This window comes from Ruegeria sp. BHSA162 (genome assembly GCF_059613385.1).
The window spans coordinates 17,470-35,953 of the sequence record NZ_JBXWSK010000024.1 but is presented as its reverse complement, the minus strand read 5'-3'; the positions used below and the strand labels follow the sequence as shown (position 1 = coordinate 35,953).

Annotated in this window: 21 protein-coding genes and 1 tRNA gene; 9 read left to right on the top strand and 13 right to left on the bottom strand. The window is 61.6% G+C overall.

What is annotated here, in order from left to right:
- Position 1: 1 nt before the first annotated feature.
- From AC2FM5_RS09295 to AC2FM5_RS09275, 5 genes are all read right to left on the bottom strand, one after another.
- Positions 2–532, bottom strand: coding sequence for an ester cyclase (locus tag AC2FM5_RS09295; RefSeq protein ID WP_170601399.1), 531 nt, complete (start codon positions 530–532; stop codon positions 2–4).
- A gap of 130 nt (positions 533–662) precedes the next feature.
- Positions 663–1,817, bottom strand: coding sequence for a carbohydrate ABC transporter permease (locus AC2FM5_RS09290; protein WP_496735186.1), 1,155 nt, complete (start codon positions 1,815–1,817; stop codon positions 663–665).
- 1 nt (position 1,818) lies between these two features.
- Positions 1,819–2,793, bottom strand: coding sequence for a carbohydrate ABC transporter permease (locus tag AC2FM5_RS09285; protein WP_244952478.1), 975 nt, complete (start codon positions 2,791–2,793; stop codon positions 1,819–1,821).
- A gap of 115 nt (positions 2,794–2,908) precedes the next feature.
- Entirely contained in the window at positions 2,909–4,120 is a 1,212-nt protein-coding gene (locus AC2FM5_RS09280; protein ID WP_170342797.1) for an ABC transporter substrate-binding protein, read from the bottom strand.
- Between the two features lie 75 nt (positions 4,121–4,195).
- A complete protein-coding gene (locus AC2FM5_RS09275; RefSeq protein ID WP_496735185.1) occupies positions 4,196–5,245 on the bottom strand; it encodes an ABC transporter ATP-binding protein in 1,050 nt (349 codons plus the stop codon).
- A gap of 165 nt (positions 5,246–5,410) precedes the next feature.
- On the opposite strand from AC2FM5_RS09275, the gene AC2FM5_RS09270 reads away from it, so the two are divergent.
- A complete protein-coding gene (locus AC2FM5_RS09270) occupies positions 5,411–6,418 on the top strand; it encodes an ester cyclase (RefSeq protein ID WP_496735184.1) in 1,008 nt (335 codons plus the stop codon).
- Positions 6,419–6,455: 37 nt separating this feature from the next.
- On the opposite strand, the gene AC2FM5_RS09265 is transcribed toward AC2FM5_RS09270, so the two are convergent.
- Both AC2FM5_RS09265 and AC2FM5_RS09260 read right to left on the bottom strand, forming a co-directional pair.
- Positions 6,456–6,531: transfer RNA gene (locus AC2FM5_RS09265), tRNA-Ala, on the bottom strand.
- A 144-nt stretch (positions 6,532–6,675) separates the two neighbouring features.
- Positions 6,676–6,996, bottom strand: a complete 321-nt coding sequence (locus AC2FM5_RS09260; RefSeq protein ID WP_170342794.1) for a TIGR02300 family protein — start codon at positions 6,994–6,996, stop codon at positions 6,676–6,678.
- 100 nt (positions 6,997–7,096) lie between these two features.
- On the opposite strand from AC2FM5_RS09260, the gene AC2FM5_RS09255 reads away from it, so the two are divergent.
- The 3 genes from AC2FM5_RS09255 to AC2FM5_RS09245 all read left to right on the top strand — a co-directional run bounded on the left by AC2FM5_RS09255 (position 7,097) and on the right by AC2FM5_RS09245 (position 9,722).
- On the top strand, positions 7,097–7,792 hold the full coding sequence (locus tag AC2FM5_RS09255) for a M48 family metallopeptidase (protein WP_244952479.1): 696 nt from the start codon (positions 7,097–7,099) through the stop codon (positions 7,790–7,792).
- Between the two features lie 30 nt (positions 7,793–7,822).
- Positions 7,823–8,470 carry a GntR family transcriptional regulator gene (locus AC2FM5_RS09250; protein ID WP_496735183.1) on the top strand — a complete coding sequence of 216 codons (648 nt, stop codon included), beginning with the start codon at positions 7,823–7,825 and terminating at the stop codon, positions 8,468–8,470.
- 112 nt (positions 8,471–8,582) lie between these two features.
- Positions 8,583–9,722 (top strand): lytic murein transglycosylase, encoded by a 1,140-nt coding sequence (locus AC2FM5_RS09245; protein WP_496735182.1) that lies wholly within the window; start codon positions 8,583–8,585, stop codon positions 9,720–9,722.
- Positions 9,723–9,726: 4 nt separating this feature from the next.
- Here AC2FM5_RS09245 and AC2FM5_RS09240 read toward each other — a convergent pair whose 3' ends face one another.
- Positions 9,727–10,689 (bottom strand): acetyl-CoA carboxylase carboxyltransferase subunit alpha, encoded by a 963-nt coding sequence (locus tag AC2FM5_RS09240; protein ID WP_170372615.1) that lies wholly within the window; start codon positions 10,687–10,689, stop codon positions 9,727–9,729.
- 120 nt (positions 10,690–10,809) lie between these two features.
- The gene (locus AC2FM5_RS09235; protein WP_496735181.1) at positions 10,810–11,406 is read right to left on the bottom strand and encodes a LysE family translocator; all 597 of its coding nucleotides are present in this window, start codon (positions 11,404–11,406) and stop codon (positions 10,810–10,812) included.
- A 72-nt stretch (positions 11,407–11,478) separates the two neighbouring features.
- On the opposite strand from AC2FM5_RS09235, the gene AC2FM5_RS09230 reads away from it, so the two are divergent.
- Positions 11,479–11,931, top strand: coding sequence for an Lrp/AsnC family transcriptional regulator (locus AC2FM5_RS09230; RefSeq protein WP_170361410.1), 453 nt, complete (start codon positions 11,479–11,481; stop codon positions 11,929–11,931).
- 119 nt (positions 11,932–12,050) lie between these two features.
- Positions 12,051–12,626, top strand: coding sequence for a PA14 domain-containing protein (locus AC2FM5_RS09225; RefSeq protein ID WP_170361412.1), 576 nt, complete (start codon positions 12,051–12,053; stop codon positions 12,624–12,626).
- 58 nt (positions 12,627–12,684) lie between these two features.
- Here AC2FM5_RS09225 and AC2FM5_RS09220 read toward each other — a convergent pair whose 3' ends face one another.
- On the bottom strand, positions 12,685–13,647 hold the full coding sequence (locus AC2FM5_RS09220; RefSeq protein WP_170530349.1) for an L-malyl-CoA/beta-methylmalyl-CoA lyase: 963 nt from the start codon (positions 13,645–13,647) through the stop codon (positions 12,685–12,687).
- A 293-nt stretch (positions 13,648–13,940) separates the two neighbouring features.
- Here AC2FM5_RS09220 and dgcN point away from each other — a divergent pair, with 293 nt between their 5' ends.
- The 3 genes from dgcN to AC2FM5_RS09205 all read left to right on the top strand — a co-directional run bounded on the left by dgcN (position 13,941) and on the right by AC2FM5_RS09205 (position 16,890).
- Entirely contained in the window at positions 13,941–14,942 is a 1,002-nt protein-coding gene (dgcN, locus tag AC2FM5_RS09215) for an N-acetyltransferase DgcN (RefSeq protein WP_005981125.1), read from the top strand.
- A 72-nt stretch (positions 14,943–15,014) separates the two neighbouring features.
- Complete coding sequence (dgcA, locus tag AC2FM5_RS09210; RefSeq protein WP_496735176.1) at positions 15,015–15,980, top strand: N-acetyl-D-Glu racemase DgcA; 966 nt, start codon at positions 15,015–15,017, stop codon at positions 15,978–15,980.
- A gap of 49 nt (positions 15,981–16,029) precedes the next feature.
- Positions 16,030–16,890, top strand: coding sequence for a D-amino-acid transaminase (locus tag AC2FM5_RS09205; RefSeq protein ID WP_496735174.1), 861 nt, complete (start codon positions 16,030–16,032; stop codon positions 16,888–16,890).
- Positions 16,891–16,932: 42 nt separating this feature from the next.
- On the opposite strand, the gene AC2FM5_RS09200 is transcribed toward AC2FM5_RS09205, so the two are convergent.
- From AC2FM5_RS09200 to AC2FM5_RS09190, 3 genes are all read right to left on the bottom strand, one after another.
- A complete protein-coding gene (locus AC2FM5_RS09200; protein ID WP_496735172.1) occupies positions 16,933–17,247 on the bottom strand; it encodes a DUF1244 domain-containing protein in 315 nt (104 codons plus the stop codon).
- 72 nt (positions 17,248–17,319) lie between these two features.
- Positions 17,320–17,559: a DUF6868 family protein gene (locus AC2FM5_RS09195; RefSeq protein ID WP_005981131.1), complete on the bottom strand. Its 240-nt coding sequence runs from the start codon at positions 17,557–17,559 to the stop codon at positions 17,320–17,322.
- Between the two features lie 86 nt (positions 17,560–17,645).
- Positions 17,646–18,383: an N-formylglutamate amidohydrolase gene (locus tag AC2FM5_RS09190; RefSeq protein WP_480638322.1), complete on the bottom strand. Its 738-nt coding sequence runs from the start codon at positions 18,381–18,383 to the stop codon at positions 17,646–17,648.
- Positions 18,384–18,484: the final 101 nt, after the last annotated feature.

The following is an 18,484-nucleotide window of genomic DNA, read 5'->3' as shown; positions in this document are numbered from 1 at the left end:
CTCAGTTGTCGGGGCGGGGCGGAGTTTTCTCGCCCCGGTCATATGCTTCCCAGCCGTGGCCCTGGAACAGGTCGACGCCCAGCTGCGCGGCGACATGGGCGAAATCGACGTTCACCCAGTTGTCGACGATCTTGCCATCGACCACTTTCCAGAAATCCATGTAGCGGATCTCGACCCGCTTGCCGGTGGGCGGGATGCCCAGGAATTCGCCCGAATGGGTCGCCTCCTGCCGGCCGAAGGCCGCGGCCCATTCACCCATGTAAAGCCGCGCCTCGTCGATGCAGACCTTGTCGGAAAACGCGGCCTGGAAGGGCCGCTGCCAGTTGTCCTGAAACTCTTTCAGGCCATTCTTCGTGCCGCAGCCTTGGTTGCCCATCCAGCGGAACCCTTCGGCGAAGAACTCGCCAATGTCGTTGATGCGGTGGTCATTCAGGCCGTCGACCATGGATTCGATCACGCGGCGCGTGTCTTCGGTCTTGGTCAGGTCAGTGTCGCGGGTCAGAACCGCTTGTTCAGGTCGGGAACCTTTCATCGTCTTGTCCTTGTCAGGTTGTCAGGGATTGGGGATCGGGGGGACGTGCCCCCAAATCCGGGAAAATCCCTGGGCAACCTGTTCAGCGCCGGGTGGCGCGTCAGGGCGTTATGGCGGAACCGGCGGCTCATCAGCCTTTGACCGCGCCGGCGGTCAGACCGCTGACGATCTGGCGCTGGAAGATCATGACCAGGAAGAACAGCGGCGCGGTGATCGATACGGCGGCGGCCACGGCGACGACCTGGTCGGTGGTGGTGGTTTCGCGGTTGAACATGCCGGCGATGGCCGGGACCATGGTCTGGTTCTGCGCGTCCAGCAGCAGCGAGGTCACCAGAAAGTCGTTGTAGGCCAGCAGGAAGCTGAACAGACCGGTGGTGATGACGCCCGGCCACATCACGGGCATGATCACCCGACGGAAGGCCTGGAAGTGGTTGCAGCCATCCACGCGCGCGGCTTCGTCCAGCTCGGCCGGGATGTTTTGGAAGAACGACCGCAGCATCCAGATGGTAAAGGGCTGGTTGATCGCCACCAGAACCGCGATCACGGCAAAGGGCTTGCCGTACAGCGTGGGCGCGTTTTCCCCCAGGATCGGGCGCAGCCATTCGGCCGAGTTGATGAAGACCGGCAGATAGCCCGCCACCAGAACCGAGTGCGGCAGCGCGCGAAACACCAACGCGACGATCAGGATCCAGAACGCCAGCGTCGAGCCAGACCGCGCCAACCCATAGCCCGCCAGCGTGCCCACGGTCAGCGACACGGTCACGACGCCTGCGGTAACGATCAGTGAGTTCTTGAAGTTGTTGGAAAAGCCGCGGTCGATCCAGACGGTCTTGTAGTGTTCGGTCGTCAGACCAACCACGTCCCGCCCCAGCGGGCCGAACAGTGGGTTCAGCACGTTCAAAACGGCCGGCAGGATCAGGAAAAACACCAACAAAAAACCCAGCACCAAAGCCAAACCACCGATGATCCAGCCGAACCAGGCCTGACCCGGCTTGGAGTAGGTTCTGACCATCGAGGGCAGTGTCTTGGTCGTCGCAATCACCGCGACCCAGATGGTGACAATGCCGAGGATGATGTCGAGGATGGAAAGGCCATCTCCGGTCGCAAGAGTCGCTGGACCGAAGATCACGTTCAGCGCGTTGCTGTCGAATGCGTCCACGGGTGATTTGAAGCTCATCACCGCGATCCAGAAGATCGGGAAGGCCGCCACGAGGCACCAGAACGCCAGAAACAGGTTCGACGACAGGCGCAGGCCGAGCGGTTGGCGAAGGGCGCGCGAGGACATATCAGTGACCTCCTTTGTGGTCGCGCCATGTCCGGCGCAGCGGTGCGATGAGAAGGATGACGATGCCGACCATGGTCAGCATGGCGCTGGCCGAAGCCCGGCTGATCGAACGGTTGCCCGCCTGATCCGGCACGAGGAAGTCATAGGTCAGCCATTGCAGCGAGATGACGTAGCCCTGGCTCGAGAAGCCGACGATTTCTTCGAACACCCGGTAGGAGTCCATCAGATGGATCATCGACACGAAGATAATCAGCGGCATCAGGTGCGGGATGACGATGTATTTCAGGCGCTGCCAGCGGCTCGCGCCGTCGATCACCGCGCTTTCAAGGCTGTCCTGGTTCACGGTCTGGAGACCGGCGTAGAACACGATCGCGGCAAAAGGTGCGACATGCCAGACGCGGTACAGCATCATCAGCAACTCGATCGTCCAGGCCTGCGCGAACAGCGCGATGTCGCGGTTCAGCCACCATTCCAGCAGGGCCGTGAGGATACCGTCGCCGCGAAACAGCCAGTTGATCGAAAGGGCCCCGATGACCGGCGTGATGATGAAGGGCAGGAGCGACACGAAGATCACCGGACCACGTATTGCCGATGCAGCATTGTTGATCACGATGGCGATCAGCAGCCCGGTACCGATCACCAAGGGCAGAGTGATCAAGGTAAAGGTCAACGTAAAGCGCAGCGCCTTCCAGAAATTGATCGTGGACAGCACGCTCCAGCTGCCTTCGCTGATCGCGCGCCAGGCGCGTTCAGGCTCCAGCACGTTGCGATAGCTTTCCAGCCCGACAAACTGGGTCTGCGTGATGATCTCGCCCTCTTCGTCCAGCCTCGGAATGGACTTTTCCTCGGTCACGCAGGTCTGGGTCAGGAAGCCCGGCGTGCAGGTCTCGACCTCGACCGTCTCATAGATGGGCTGGGTGACGTAGAAACTCTGCTTGAACACGCTGACCAGCGGGAAAGCGATAAAGAGAAGCATCATAAAGACAGAGGGGCCGACAAAGGCGGCAAATGTCCGGAAATTCATGGCTCTGCCTTTCTCATGGTTCTCGTTGGATTGGGTGCGGGAGGGTCGAGGCCCTCCCGCGGCAGGATCAGTTGTTGACCAGTCCGGCCTCTTTCGCGGCGGTCAGATAGTCCGCCTCGATGTCTGCCAGCGTGGTCTGTGCGTCCTTGGCGCCGGTCAGATAATCGGCCAGGCCATTGCCAAGCGCGGTGTGCATGATCCCCATCGGGCCAGATGCGGGATAGGCTTTGGCGCCGGCTTCTGCCGAAGCGGCTGCACCTGCGGCCAGATCACCGGGCTTGTAGGCCGGGTTCAGCCAGACGGCGGCGTTGTTGTTGGCCTCGACCATTTCCGCATCCATGCCTTCCAGCGCCACGCGGAACGCGGCATCGGCTTCTTCGTCGCTCATGTTCGAGGCAAGAACGATGCCGTCCCACCAGATCGTGGTTGCCGGAGCGGCCGAGCCCATCGGAGCGGCCGCCATGACGACCTTGCCGACGACCTGGCTTTCGGCCTCATCGTTCATTGCGGCCGCGCGGCTGGCCCACAGGTTGGCCATGGCGATCTTGCCCTGTTGGAACTGCTGCTGAACGTATGTGGAATCCGACACCAGATACTCAGGGTCCATGTATTCGGTCATGGCCTTGAGCGTCTCCAGAGCCTTCACGCCCTGATCGTTGTTGATCGCAGGCATGTTGCCGTCAGCAAAGAACTCACCGCCTTCGCCCAGGTACATGTTCACGAATTCCTGACCCAGGTTCCATCCGGTCTTGAAGGTGCCGCCGATGGGGTAATCCATGACGCCGGCCTCTTTGATCTTGGCTGCAGCGGCCAGAACATCGTCATAGGTCTTGGGCTCTTCGATCCCCAGATCGGCCAGAACGTCGCTGCGGTACATCAGGTGCTGGGCGTTCACCATCATGGCGATCGCCATGGTTTGGCCGTCCACCTTGATCAGCTGGTTCGGCAGCAGATCCTGGCCGTATTTCGCGACCAGATCATCCAGCGGACGAATGGTGCCTGCGTTCAGCAACGGCACCAGCGTTGCGTTCGACACGCCGCCGATCTGGTACAGAGCCGGATCCGCCGCAAAGGCTTCGGGCTGCTTCTCGCGGAACTCCTGGTCCAGCGATGCGCCGAAATTGCCGCACTCGGCCATCGCGTCGGTGACGGCCTTCCAGGCTTCGAACCCGGCGGACAGTGATTTGAGCGGAACGGTGTTCTCGAACGAACACGCCGCCCATGCAGTGCTGGTCACCATGGTCATGGCGCCTGCCATCAGAATTGTCTTGAGTTTCATGCGTTTCTCCCTGTCAGGATCGGTCCGTCGTCGACGTCCGGACCGTTGGTTGGCCCTTTCGGGCTTTGGTTGGGGTCAGCCCCCGATCCGCGCACCGCTCTCTGCTTCGAAAAGGTGACAGATTTCTTTCGGCACCGAGAACGAGACCATCTCGCCTATTTCGGCGCGGAATGCTTTGTCGGCTTTGACCGAGATCAGTGCACCGCCGACCCTGACCGATATCATGGTCGCGTCGCCCAGCAGCTCGAGCGTGTAGATCGGTGCAGTGATCTGGCCCTGACCTTCGGCCAATGTCGCATCCTCGGCGCGGAACCCCAAGGTCAGCGGGCCATCAGCAACGTCCAGTCCCGGGATTTCGACACCCTTGGTCCAAAAAACGCCGCCCTCGACCTGACCATCCATCAGGTTCATGGCGGGCGAGCCGATGAAGCTGGCGACGAAAGTGTTGGCCGGGCGGTCGTAGATCTCGGTCGGGCTGCCGACCTGTTGCACGATTCCCTTTTTCATCACCACAACGCGGTCGGCCAGCGTCATGGCCTCGATCTGATCATGGGTGACATAGATCGTGGTGACGGCCAGTTCGTGGCTGAGATTCTTGATCTGCGCGCGGGTGGATACACGCAGCTTGGCGTCCAGGTTGGACAGCGGCTCATCCATCAGGAACACGTTCGGTTCGCGCACGATCGCGCGGGCCAAGGCGACCCGCTGGCGCTGACCGCCCGACAGTTCAGCGGGTTTGCGATGGAGAAAATCGTCCAGCTCGACCATGGCGCTGGCGCGGCGCACCTTTTCGTCATGGGTTGCGGGGTCGATCCCGCGGACCTTCAGCGGGAAGCGGATATTTTCATAGACGTTCATGTTGGGGTAGAGGGCGTAGCTCTGGAACACCATCGCCACGTCGCGGTCCTTAGGCTCAAGATCGTTGACCACCTTGCCATCGATCAGGATGTCGCCCTCGGTCACGTCCTCAAGCCCCGCGATCATGCGCATAGTCGTGGTCTTGCCGCAGCCGGACGGGCCAAGCAGAACCAGAAACTCGCGATCGGCAATCGTCAGATCGAAGTTGTGAACCCCAACAAACGATCCCCATCGCTTGCCGACATTGCGCAGTTGAATTTCCGCCATGAAGCCCCCCGGGAAGGAATCGTTTTGCATACGTTTGCAAAAGGGTATTCTTGGTTTACCAATTCTGGCAAGACATTTTTGCATACGTATGCAAATATGCCGGCAATCAGTGATTCACCCCTAGGCAATAACAGGCGCAAGATGCTGCAAAACAATGAAAAACAGATGAGCTTTCAAAAAGAGAAAGATCTGGTGAAGGCGTTCTATGAGGACCTGCAGTTGGCCACCAACGACAAGCTGGCAGATGTCATGGGGCGATTCTGTGCGCCGAATCTGCTGTGGCGCGGCTTTCATCCGTTCGGTCAGATTTCGGGGGTCCACGACGTAGCGGAAAACTTCTGGGGCCCGCTGCGAAACAGCCTCAAACGCATGCAGCGGCGTCAGGACATATTCTTCGCGGGGTGCAACTCGCTGACCGACGAGCGCGAGGTCTGGGTGGTTTCCATGGGCCATCTGATGGGTCTGTTCGACCACTCCTGGTTGGGCATTCGACCGACAGGCAAAATGGCATTCCTGCGCTATTGCGAGTTCAACAAGGTGCAAGACGGCAAGATCGTCGAGACCGCGATGTATTTCGATATCCCGCATCTGATGGTGCAGGCTGGTCAGAACCCGTTTCCGCCCCAAACCGCAGCCCATCTTGTACAGCCCGGGCCCCAGACACACGACGGTGTCCTTGGCACGGATCAACCCGCCGAAGAAGGGGAGCAGACTCTGGCGCTGATCAACGCCATGATTTCCGATCTGGGCCAGTGGAAAAGTGGCCTGACCCTGAGCGAAGAGCTAAGCCGTACCTGGCATGAAGACATGATCTGGTGGGGCCCCGAGGGAATTGGCGCCACCTACACGATTGAACGGTATGGCAAGCAACACGCCGGTCCCTTCCGCGCGGCATTCGCCGAGCGGTCAAAGACCAAACATGTCTGCCGGCTGGCCGAAGGTCACTACGGCGGGTTTTTCGGCTGGCCGAACTTCACGGCTGTTCCGACCGGAGGGTTCATGGGCATGCCCGCGACCCAAACGCCCGGTGAGTTTCGGGTTATCGACATCTACCGCCGCGCAGGCGAGAAACTGGCCGAGAACTGGATTTTCATCGACCTTCTGCATTTCTGGAAACAGCAGGGCGTGGACATACTGGAAAGAACCACGGGCATCGGAACGGCGCAGATTTAGCCCGGGGGGGGCGATCTGGATGCGATGGAAGGGGATTTGGTGGAGCCTAGGGGAGTCGAACCCCTGACCTCTTGCATGCCATGCAAGCGCTCTCCCAACTGAGCTAAGGCCCCTTTCCGGTACCGCCTGTGCGGTGGACGGACGTTTATGAAACGACGTGCGCGAGTGCAAGACCAAAAAATCGGATTCGGTGAAAAAAGATGCGCGGCGCACGGGGCGCATCGGGGCGCGGGGCAGCCTGCGCCGCCCCGGCCGGATCACGAGTCTTCGTCTTCCGACGCGACGTCGGTGATGTCGTCCAACGAGACGTTGTCCTCGTCGTCGTCCTCAAGCAGATCGTCGTCCAGATCGACATCGACTGCGTCATCATCGTCCAGCAGTTCGTCATCGGACGAGGCTTCGCGCGCCTTGACCGACGCTGCATCTTCGGCGTCGGCTGCGATCATCCGGCTTTTGCCGGTTTCCAATTCCACGATCTCGCCGGTGTAGGGGCTGATGATCGGGTCCTTGTTCAGGTCGTAAAACCGTTTGCCAGTGGTCGGACAAACGCGCTTTACGCCCCATTCTTCCTTGGGCATGTCAATTCCCCTTGATATCAGGTGAGTCGTATCAACGATTCAGGTCACCTGCCACATGCGGCGGGTACTGTCAAAGCCTTTGCGCCAAGGAGATCGCACCATGGGGCGACATTCATTGCCCGGACAGCCTCCCGTTGCGCTGACCTTGCGCAAATCGGCGCGGGCACGCCGCATAAGCTTGCGGATTTCCCAGTTGGATGGCCGGGTTACGTTGACTTATCCGCAGGCTGTGTCCGAATCCGAGGCGATCGGCTTTGCGCGCTCAAAGGAGGACTGGATCCGCCAGCATCTGGGCGCGCGGCCCGTTCCGGCGTCGGTCGGCTTCGGGGAAACCCTGCCGGTCGAAGGTGTGCCAAGGCGAATCGTGCCGGCGGAGGGGCGCCGGGTCAGTTTGCACGCTGATCAGGTTGCGGTGCCCGAAGGGGCCGAAGCGCGGCGCCTCGCCCGCTTTTTGAAAGAGCTGGCGCGTGATCGCTTGACCGAAGCCTGCGACGACTATGCGGCCATGCTGGGGCGGGGCTACTCCAGTCTGACGATGCGCGATACACGGTCGCGGTGGGGGTCGTGCAGTGCAGCGGGAGGGTTGATGTTTTCGTGGCGGCTGATTCTGGCGCCCCCCGAAATCCTGCACTATGTCGCGGCTCATGAGGTCGCGCATCTGGCCGAGATGAACCATTCGGCGGCGTTCTGGGCGCAGGTCGAGCGGCTTTTTGGGCCGTACAAAGCGGCCCGGCACTGGCTGCGCGACAATGGGGCCGAACTGCACCGTTACAGGTTCGATGCGCCCGCCGGTTGACGTCACGGGGATTTGTGATCACATGAGAGGATGTTGACCACCCGCAGCTCCGACTCCCAGATCGCGACCCATGATCAGGTATACCGCGCCTTGCGGTCTCGAATCATGCATGGAGAAATCCCGCCCGGTCAGGCGCTGACGTTGCGCGGCATTGGCAAGGAGTTCGGTGTGTCCATGACGCCGGCGCGCGAAGCCGTTCGCCGTCTGGCCGCCGAAGGGGCGCTGTTTCTGTCCAACTCGGGTCGGGTCTCTACGCCCGAACTCAGCAACGACCGGATCGAAGAATTGGCCGCGCTGCGGGCCCTGCTGGAGGTCGAGCTGGCCAGCCGTGCGCTGCCTCGGGCGCATATGGCTCTGATCGACCGGTTGCAGAGCATCAACATGACCGTGGCCGAAATGGTGACCAAGCGCGATGCGGTCGGCTACATCCGAACGAACCTCGAGTTTCACCGCACGCTTTATCTGCGGGCGCAGGCTCCGGCCATACTTGCGATGGCCGAAACAGTCTGGCTGCAGCTTGGTCCGACCATGCGGGCTCTTTATGGCCGCCTGCGACGGACCGAGCCGCCGCATTACCACAAGCTGATCATCGCCGCTCTGAAGGCGGGGGACGAACCGGGTTTGCGGTTGGCGGTGCGATCGGATGTGACCCAGGGTCTGCGCTTGCTGGTCAGCTGAGCGGGCCTTTGCTCAAAGTGTGAAATCCAAACGGGCGGCGGTTGCGAAGCTAGCCTCAAGGCATTTGCTGCGCTACGCTGCTGCCAACAACAAACAAGAGCAGATTTCAGCCATGATCAATCGACGGACATTCTCACTGGGCCTCGGTGCAGGTTTCCTGAGCGCCTGCGCGGGCGGGTCCGCGCCTACCGGAACAACCGCGTCGCGAATGCGGGCAGTGCCCAATGCCGGCTGGGATTCTTGGGTTGCAAGTTTCAAGGCGCGCGCGGCAGGGCAGGGTATTTCGCAAGCGACGATCGACCGGGCGTTTCAGGGGGCCGGTTACCTGCCAGATGTGATCGAACGCGACCGCAACCAGGTCGAATTCAAGCGCTCGCTCGAAGACTATCTGGCCATTGCCGCGTCAGACGAGCGGATCAGTACCGGCAAGCAGATGCTGCAACGCCACAACGCCACCCTCACGCAGATTGAGTCGCGCTATGGCGTGGACAAAGAGGTTGTGGTGGCGGTCTGGGGGCTGGAAAGCCGCTATGGGCAGCGGCGGGGCGATGTGCCCGTGATTTCGGCCCTTTCCACGCTGGCCTATGACGGGCGTCGCGGGGCGTTCTTCGAAAGCCAGCTGATTGCGGCGTTGAAGATCCTTCAGAACGGCGACACGTCGCCGGCGAACATGACCGGTAGCTGGGCCGGTGCCATGGGGCATACGCAATTCATCCCGACCTCGTATCTGGCCTACGCAGTGGATTTCACCGGAGACGGCCGACGCGACATCTGGTCCGACGATCCGGCAGACTCGCTGGCTTCGACAGCTGCCTACCTGTCGCGGGCGGGTTGGGTGCGAGGGCAGCCTTGGGGAGGTGAGGTCGGATCTGCAGCGGCAAATTCGGGCACACCGGTTGCAATTCTGCAGCCGCAGAAACCCGGGCCGCGCATAGCGGTGTTCCGCAATTTCCAGGTGATCAAACGCTACAACAACTCGGACAGCTACGCGATCGGGGTCGGGCACCTGTCCGATCGGATCGCCGGTGGCGCACCCTTTCAGGCGTCATTCGGGCCCGATGAAACCGGCCTGACGCTGGAAGATCGCAAAGAGTTGCAGCGGCGTCTGACTGCTGCCGGGTATGACACGCAAGGGGCTGATGGGGTGATCGGAAAGAACACCACCGCGGCCATCACCGCGTATCAGCAAGCCAAGGGCCTGCCCGTTACGGGCGTACCCTCGGTCAGCTTGTTGCGCTCTTTGGGTGGTTGACGGATCAGGCCGCCAGTCCCTTGGATCCGAGGTCCAGGAACTTCTGACGCCGGTCCTTGATCAGCGCGGCGGCATCCTTGCCGTTCAGATCCTTCAGCATCTTGGCGATCGCCTTGCCTACGGATTCGATCGTGGCCGGGCGGTCGCGATGCGCGCCACCTTTGGGTTCGGGGATGATCAGGTCGCAGACGCCCAGCTTTTGAAGGTCCTGCGCGGTCAGGCGCAGCGCCTCGGCGGCCTCACGCATTTTTTCGGCATCTTTCCACAGGATCGACGCGCAGCCCTCGGGCGAAATAACCGAGTAGATCGAGTGCTCCAGCATCGCTACCCGGTTGGCCGTGGCAAAAGCCACCGCGCCGCCCGAGCCGCCTTCGCCGATGATGACAGACACCAGCGGCACACCGATTTTCAGACACATCTCGGTTGAACGGGCGATCGCTTCGGATTGCCCGCGTTCTTCGGCGCCCTTGCCCGGATACGCGCCGGCAGTATCTACCAAGGTGATCACCGGCAGACCAAACCGACCAGCCATTTCCATAAGGCGCACGGCTTTGCGATAGCCTTCGGGGCGAGCCATGCCGAAGTTGCGCTCGATCCGCGATTTGGTGTCCGAGCCTTTTTCATGGCCGATCACCATCACCGGCTGGTCGTTGAACCGTGCCAGGCCGCCGATGACCGCCAGATCGTCGGCAAAATTGCGGTCGCCAGCCAGCGGGGTGAATTCGGTGAACAGGGCCTCGACATAATCCTTGCAGTGCGGACGTTGGGGATGGCGGGCCACCTGGCATTTCCGCCAGGGCGTCAGGTCCTTGTACAACTCGTCCAGCAGCTTGGCCGCCTTGGCGTCCAGCGCGGCGGCTTCGTCCGCTACGTCCATCTCTTCGTTGGCGCGGGCCAGGGCGCGCAGCTCTTCGGCTTTGCCTTCAATCTCGGCCAGCGGTTTTTCGAAATCCAGATACTGGGTCATGACGCCTCTCAACGCGAAAGTTCTCCGCTATATGACCCGAGGTCGCCCCGGATGCAACTCGGCACCGCATGTCGGGGTGCGTTTCCCGCGCGGGGCGGCAAGGTAGGCGGGCCGGCGACTTCAGCCCGGCCACAGCACCGGGTACAACGAAATCACCAGAAGAACCGCCATCGACCAGTTGAACACGGTCAGACGTCGCCGGTTGGTCAGCACGCGCGCCATCTGCTGGCCTAGAACCGTCCAGGTGCTGACAGATGGCAGATTCACGCAGCCGAATACAATGGCAACCAGCGCAATGGCTTGCAGGGTCTGGCCCGGGGCATAGGCGGTCGTCGCCGTCAACGCCATGGCCCAGGCTTTGGGGTTCATCCATTGAAACGCCGCCGCCTGCAGAAACGTCATGGGTCGTCCGGCGTGTCCCGGGCCCTTGGCAGGAGCCGCATTGGCAATTCGCCACGCGAGGAATAGCAGATAGGCCACCGACGCGATTTTGAGGATCACGTGGCTGACGGGATAGGCTTCGAACACCTGCACCAATCCTGCGCCGACCAACAAAACCATCAGCATGAAACCCAGGCCGATACCCAGCATATGCGGGATTGTCCGCCGGAACCCGAAATTCGCCCCTGAGGCCATGAGCATCAGATTGTTCGGTCCCGGCGTGATGGACGAGACAAAGGCAAAGGCGACCAGCGCAAGTAGAATTTCGTAAGTCATGGCGCAAAGATCGCCCAGGTTTGGTCAAATGAAATTGCGATTTCGCGCTCGATTACATAAAGCTTGCAACAAATGGCGAATATTGACCTCAAGAATCAGCAAATATTGCAAGAGCTGGCCCGGAATGGCCGGATCAGCAACCTTGAACTGGCGGACCGCGTAGGGCTTTCGCCGTCAGCCTGTCTGCGCCGGGTTCAAGAGCTTGAGCGGTCGGGCGTCATCAGCGGGTATCGCGCCGTTTTGAACCCTGCGGCGATGGGTGTCGGTTTTGTCGCCTATATCGGCGTCGGACTGGGTGAGCATACAAAGACCGCCCAGGAAGGTTTTGAAAAAGCGGTGCAATTGGCGCCCGAAGTGGTCGAATGCCACAACATCACCGGTACGATCGAATACTTGTTGCGGGTGGAATGCGCCGACCTGTCGGCCTACAAGACCTTCCATACCGACGTATTGGGCACCTTGCCCCATGTCACTTCGATCACGTCTTACGTGGTCATGGGATCCCCGAAAGACCTGCGGGCCTGAGCTTGAGCCCACTGCCGCAAGGACCTTGCAGGCATATGTATCCCGGAATATCGTCAGCCTGAAAGCGCCAGAAATTCGGCACCAGATCGAACAGGGCGCGATGTCAGGGAGACACGATCATGAGTTTTGTTCGGACAGGCGCATTGGCGACCGTGATGGCGATTGTCGCCGGTGCCGCATTTGCCGCGCCTTTGAAATTGCAGCCCGCCAACCCGCAGCCCAATCCCAAGGCGGGGTTGAACGTGAAATATGTGGGGCAGGGTACTCAGAGAAAGATCCGCGATCTGAGCCAGGCCAAAAGCGTGTTGTCCAAGGCCAAGCCGGGCAAGCCACTGCGCGGGTTGGACTATGCCGACACCAACAAGGGCGAGCCGGTTTTGACATTCACGGACCCCTACAATGTTGCCGCTGAAATCACCGGGTACATGCGCTTTGATTCTCCGGGCATTTACGAGCTTGAAACCTGGTCCAATGACGGGATCGAGGCCTATGTCGGTGGCCAGCAGATCGGCCGGGTCACTGGGATCCAGGGGTGTGAAGCCAACCAGCGCACCGAGGTCGAAGTTCCAAAGGCGGGCTGGTACCCTCTGAAAATCATCTATTTCCAAAAGCTGGGAACGTCCTGCCTGATGATGAAATCCGGCAAGCAGGGTGAAAAGTTTACTTGGACACCAAACAACGTGTTCGGCCGCTGAGGCCAACCGAAGTCAGGAAAAGGCGCACAAAACGAGCGCCTTTTCTCATAATTCCCCATCAGCCGTTTGCGGCGATCAGTTCGGCCTGCGCCACGATCACCTCGGCCTGTTTGATCGAGGCGATGTCGACCAACCGCCCCTTGTAGACGGTGGCGCCTTCGCCATTGGCCTTGGCTTGCTCCATCGCGGCCAGGATCTCGCGCGCTTCGGCCACCGCCTCGTCCGACGGGGTGAAGACCTGATTGGCCAGCGCGATCTGCTTAGGGTGGATCGCCCATTTACCGACCATGCCCAGCGTCGCCGAACGGCGCGCCTGGGCGATATAGCCTTCGTCGTCCGAGAAGTCGCCGAACGGCCCGTCGACCGGCAGCACCCCATGGGTGCGGCAGGCGGCCACGATGGCAGCCTGGGCCCAGTGCCACGGGTCCGACCAGTATTTCTGACCCTCGCGCAGCATGTAATAGTTTTCCTGCGTGCCGCCGATCCCCGTGGTCTGCATCCCCATCGAGGCGGCGAAATCGGCCGCGCCCAGGCTCATGGCCTGCAGGCGTGGAGAGGAGGCCGCGATGTCCTCGACATGGGCGATGCCGGCGGCGGATTCGATGATGACTTCAAAGCTGATGGGCTTGGTGCGGCCCTTCGCGCGTTCGATCGCAGTGACCAGAGCGTCAACCGCATAGACATCCTCGGCGCAGCCCACCTTGGGGATCATGATCTGATCCAGCCGGTCGCCGGCCTGTTCCAGCAGGTCAACGACATCGCGGTACCAATAGGGCGTATCCAGCCCGTTGATGCGCACCGACATGTACTTGTTTCCCCAGTCCACGGTGTTCAGCGCCTCGATCACATTGGCGCGGGCGGTGTCCTTGTCGGACGGGGCCACCGAATCTTCGAGGTCGAGGTTGATCACGTCCGCGGCCGAGGCGGCCATCTTGGGGAACAGCTTGGTGTTGGAACCGGGGCCGAACAGCTGACAGCGGTTTGGTCGCGCCGGGGCGGCGGGTTGGATACGAAAGCTCATCGGCACCTCGCTGGGTAATGAAATTGCGATTTCGGTTGGTAATTGGGTATTAAATTGCGCGACCCTGCGCAAGCCTGATTGTGCAGTTGCGGCAATGCTGTTGCAGAAAGCTGTGCGCAGCCCCCGGAACGCGGCAGTCAAAGTTTCATCGTTTTCAAAATTTCGAAGCTTTTTGCGTCGTTCGGGGGAATCTTGCAAAATTCTCCGGTCGAGGTGCGGCGGGTTGAAGGAAAACGAGAAACGCTCGTTGACGGCCTTCAATAGGTTGGGGCGGAAGAAAAGGAGAGCGCGCGATGATCGAGACACCGTATCTGCTGTTTTTGGGCGATGCCCCCGACCAACTGGCCGCCAAGGTCGCGATCGGCATTCGGGATTGGCGCCCGGAAAACGCCGTGGGTCAGCTACGGATGGAAGGCTGCAAGGCCGATCTGGGCCTGACCGACATGACCCTGGCCGAAGGCAAGGCCGCCGGCGCCAAGACGCTGGTGATCGGTGTCGCGAACCGCGGTGGCGTCATCAGCCAGGCCTGGAAAGAGGTCCTGATCGCCGCGCTGGAAATGGGCTATGACCTGGCCTCGGGCCTGCACAACCTTCTGCGCGACGAAGGCGATCTGGTGGCCGCGGCCCAGACCCATGGATGCACCCTGCACGACGTTCGCGTGCCCACGGTGGGTTATCCGATCGCCAACGGGCGCAAGCGCAGCGGCAAGCGCTGTCTGGCGGTGGGCACCGATTGTTCGGTAGGCAAGATGTACACGGCCATGTCGATGGATGCCGAGATGCGCAAGCGCGGCATGAAATCGACCTTCCGCGCCACCGGCCAGACCGGCATTCTGATCACCGGGCAGGGCGTTCCGCTGGACGCCGTGGTGGCCGATTTCATGGCCGGTTCCGTTGAATACCTGACGCCCGAGAACGATCCCGATCACTGGGATCACATCGAGGGGCAGGGATCGCTGTTCCATGTCTCGTATTCCGGCGTGACCATGGCTTTGATCCATGGCGGTCAGCCGGATGCTCTGGTTCTGTGCCACGAGCCGACCCGCACCCATATGCGCGGTCTGCCGGAATATTCCCTGCCGACGCTGGAGCAGCTGCGCGACACGGCCCTGCCTTTGGCGCGCGTCGCCAACCCCGCCTGCCAGGTTGCGGGTGTTTCGATCAACACCCAGCACCTGAGCGAGGAGGACGCGAAAGCCTACATCGCCAAGGTCGAGGCCGAGATGGGCCTGCCGACCACGGATCCGTACCGGTTCGGCGCGGGCAAGCTGGTGGACGCGCTGGCCGCGATGTGATCCAACCGGGGCGCCGATGGCGGGGATACCTGCCTCTGGCATTGGAAACTGCAAAGACCAAGGAGTGGGCGCGTGCAGATCGACGTCTCTCGTGATGTGTTCCGACTGGCGCAGGTGTTCACCATCTCGCGCGGGTCGCGGACCGAGGCAAAGGTATTGACGGTGCGCCTGACGGATGGGGCGCATCAGGGTTGGGGTGAATGTGTGCCCTATGCCCGGTACGACGAAACGCTGGAGTCGGTCGAGGCCGAGATCCGAGGCCTGCCCGACACGTTCTCGCGCCAGTCGCTGATGGACCTGCTGCCCGCCGGTGCCGCGCGCAATGCGGTGGATTGCGCCCTGTGGGACCTTGAGGCGAAGCGCGCGGGCAAGCGCGCTTGGGAACTGGCCGGCCTGCCCGCGCCCAAGCCTGAGATCACCGCCTATACCCTGTCGCTTGACACGCCCAACGCCATGCGGGCGCAGGCGGCGAAGAACGCGCATCGTCCGCTGTTGAAGATCAAGCTGGGCACGCCCGACGACATGCTGCGGCTCGAGGCCGTGCGGGCCGGGGCGCCCGATGCCCGGATCATCGTGGATGCCAACGAGGGCTGGTCGGCCGAGGTCTATGCCGATCTGGCGCCGCATCTGGTGCGGCTGGGCGTCGCGCTGGTCGAACAACCACTGCCAGCTGGAGATGACGAGGCACTGATCGGGCTGGAGCGCCCGGTGCCGGTCTGCGCCGACGAGAGCTGCCACGATCGCGCAAGCCTGCCCGGTCTGAAGGGCAAATATGACGTGATCAACATCAAGCTGGACAAGACCGGCGGTCTGACCGAGGCGCTGGAACTGCGCCGCGGGGCGCAGGCCGAGGGCTATGGCATCATGGTGGGTTGCATGGTTGGCAGCTCTTTGGCGATGGCGCCTGCGACACTGGTGGCGCAGGGCGCGCTGGTGACGGACCTTGACGGCCCGCTTCTGTTGGCCGAAGACCGCGACACCCCGCTGGTTTTCGACGCGGCCGGAGTACACCCGCCGCAGGCGGCGCTCTGGGGGTGACGCGCTGAGGCGAGGAATGGGCGCAGCCCAAGGACGAGAAGGATATGACATGACCCGCACCGTTTACGTGAACGGCGAATACCTGCCCGAGACCGAAGCCAAGGTCTCGATCTTCGACCGAGGCTTTCTGATGGCGGATGCCGTCTATGAGGTGACCAGCGTGCTGGACGGCAAGCTGATCGACTTCGAAGGGCACGCGGTGCGCCTGAAGCGGTCGCTGGACGAATTGCAGATGGCCGAGCCCTGCAGCAAGGACGAGCTGCTCGAAATCCACCGCAAGCTGGTCGAGCTGAACAGCATCACTGAGGGGCTGGTCTATCTGCAGGTCACCCGCGGCAGCGACGGCGACCGCGATTTCGTCTTCCCCTCGGCTGACACCAAACCGACGCTGGTTCTGTTCACCCAGAACAAGCCCGGGCTGGCGGATAACCCGGCGGCGAAGAAAGGGGCCAAGATCATCTCGATCGAGGATATCCGCTGGGGCCGCCGCGACATCAAGACGGTGCAACTGCTGTACCCGTCCATGGGCAAGATGATGGCCAAGGCCGCAGGGTGCGATGATGCCTGGATGATCGAAGACGGCTATGTCACCGAAGGCACCAGCAACAACGCCTATATCGTCAAGAACGGCAAGATCGTCACCCGTCCGCTGTCGAATGACATCCTGCACGGGATCACCCGCAAGGCCGTGCTGCGCATGGCGGCCGAGGCGCAGATGGAAGTTGAGGAGCGCCTGTTCACCATTGACGAAGCAAAAGAGGCCGACGAGGCCTTTACCACCTCGGCCAGTGCTTTCGTAATGCCGGTGGTCGAGATCGACGGCGTGGCGCTGGGCGACGGCACACCCGGCCCGATCGCCACGCGCCTGCGCGAGATCTATCTGGACGAAAGCCGCAAGGCGGCGATCTGAATGCAAAGGCCCGCCGATCTGGCGGGCCTTTTCGTTTAGGCGTCAGTTTTTTTTGCCCACGTTCTCTTCGAACGCGACCTTGAAGGCGGCCTGTTTTTCGGGGCTGGCCTCGGTCTGGTACTTGGATTTCCACTCATCCATGGTCATGCCATAGAAAATCTCGCGGGCTTCGTCCTTGCCCATTTCGATGCCTTTTTCATTGGCGGCCTCCTGATACCACCGTGCCAGGCAGTTTCGGCAGAACCCGGCGAGGTTCATCATGTCGATGTTCTGAACGTCGGTGCGGTCCTGCATCAGGTGTTTCTGCAGACGGCGGAAAGCGGCGGCCTGAAGTTCGATCTCGGTCTGGGGGTCCATGGTCGGGCTCCGGTTTGAAGGGATTTGGTCCAGACCTAGCAAGCGCGAGGCCATTGCACAACGCGCGCCGGTTCAGACCAGCTTGAGGGCAATCCAGGGCATCAGGCAGAAGATCAGGGTCAGTATCTTGTAGTTCGCCAGATACTTGAAATAGGCCTTTCTGACCTCGGCCTTTTCCATTTGGAACATGCGGCCGTGAATGGCAGCGATGCGGTCCTGCAGGGCCACCACCATCAGGGTCGACAGCAGCAGGACCGCAAAGTTCAAAACGGTCATCCAGCCGAAAAAGGCTGTCAGGGTTTCAGGTGTCATGACGGCCTCCTTTCACCCCGAAAAATGGGGGCCGCCCGCGCGCCGCGCAAGAGGACAGGCGTCGTTTGGTCGCGGATTTTCCAGCGTTACAGCCCGCTTGCGGCCAGCGCGTCCTGCAGGATCGGCGCCAGCCGCTCGGCCCAGGCACGCTGCCCGGCATGATCGGCGATCAGGTCGTTGCGCAGCTCGATCAGGGCGTTGGGGCGGCCAAAGGCGGTGGCGTGCCGGTCGATCGCATCCCCCGGCAACACGCCGGTGTAGGGTTCGTTGACGCCGACGCACAGATCCTCCTCGGCCCGAAGCCGGTCGATCAGAGGGGCCGAGAACCGTTCGTCCGCAGTGTGCAGGATGCCGACATGCCAGGGGCGCGGCGGACGGCCCCGCAACTGGCGCGTGAAGGAATGCATCGACACGACAACGGCGTGGGGCAGGGCGGCCATCTTGGCCAGCGCCTCGTGATAGGGGCGATAGCACAGGTTCAGGCGCCGTTCGCGCTCGGCGGCGTCGGCATGACGGTTGGCCGGGATGATCGACCCGTCATACAGTTTCATCAGCAGCGTCGGGTCGTCCTCGCCTCGGTTCGGGTCGATCACCAGCCGCGAGAAATTGGCCGCGATCACCGGCGCGTTCAGGATCTCGCCCAGATGTTTCGACACCTCGTAGGCGCCCACGTCATAGGCGATGTGGCGCTCCATGTCCTCACGCGGGAGGCCCAGATCGCCGCCGTTGATCTGCGGCGGTACGGTGTTGGTGGCGTGGTCGCACGTGATCAGCCAGCGGGACGGGCGATCCGCCCCGTGCACATAAAACGGAGTGTATGTCATGAACCTGTCATCTAGTTTGCCGCAGGTGTAGGACAGTTGCCTCGGAAAGGGAATTGCGCAATAAGCAAACCGACCATTGTTTGCGGTAACATTCGACCATC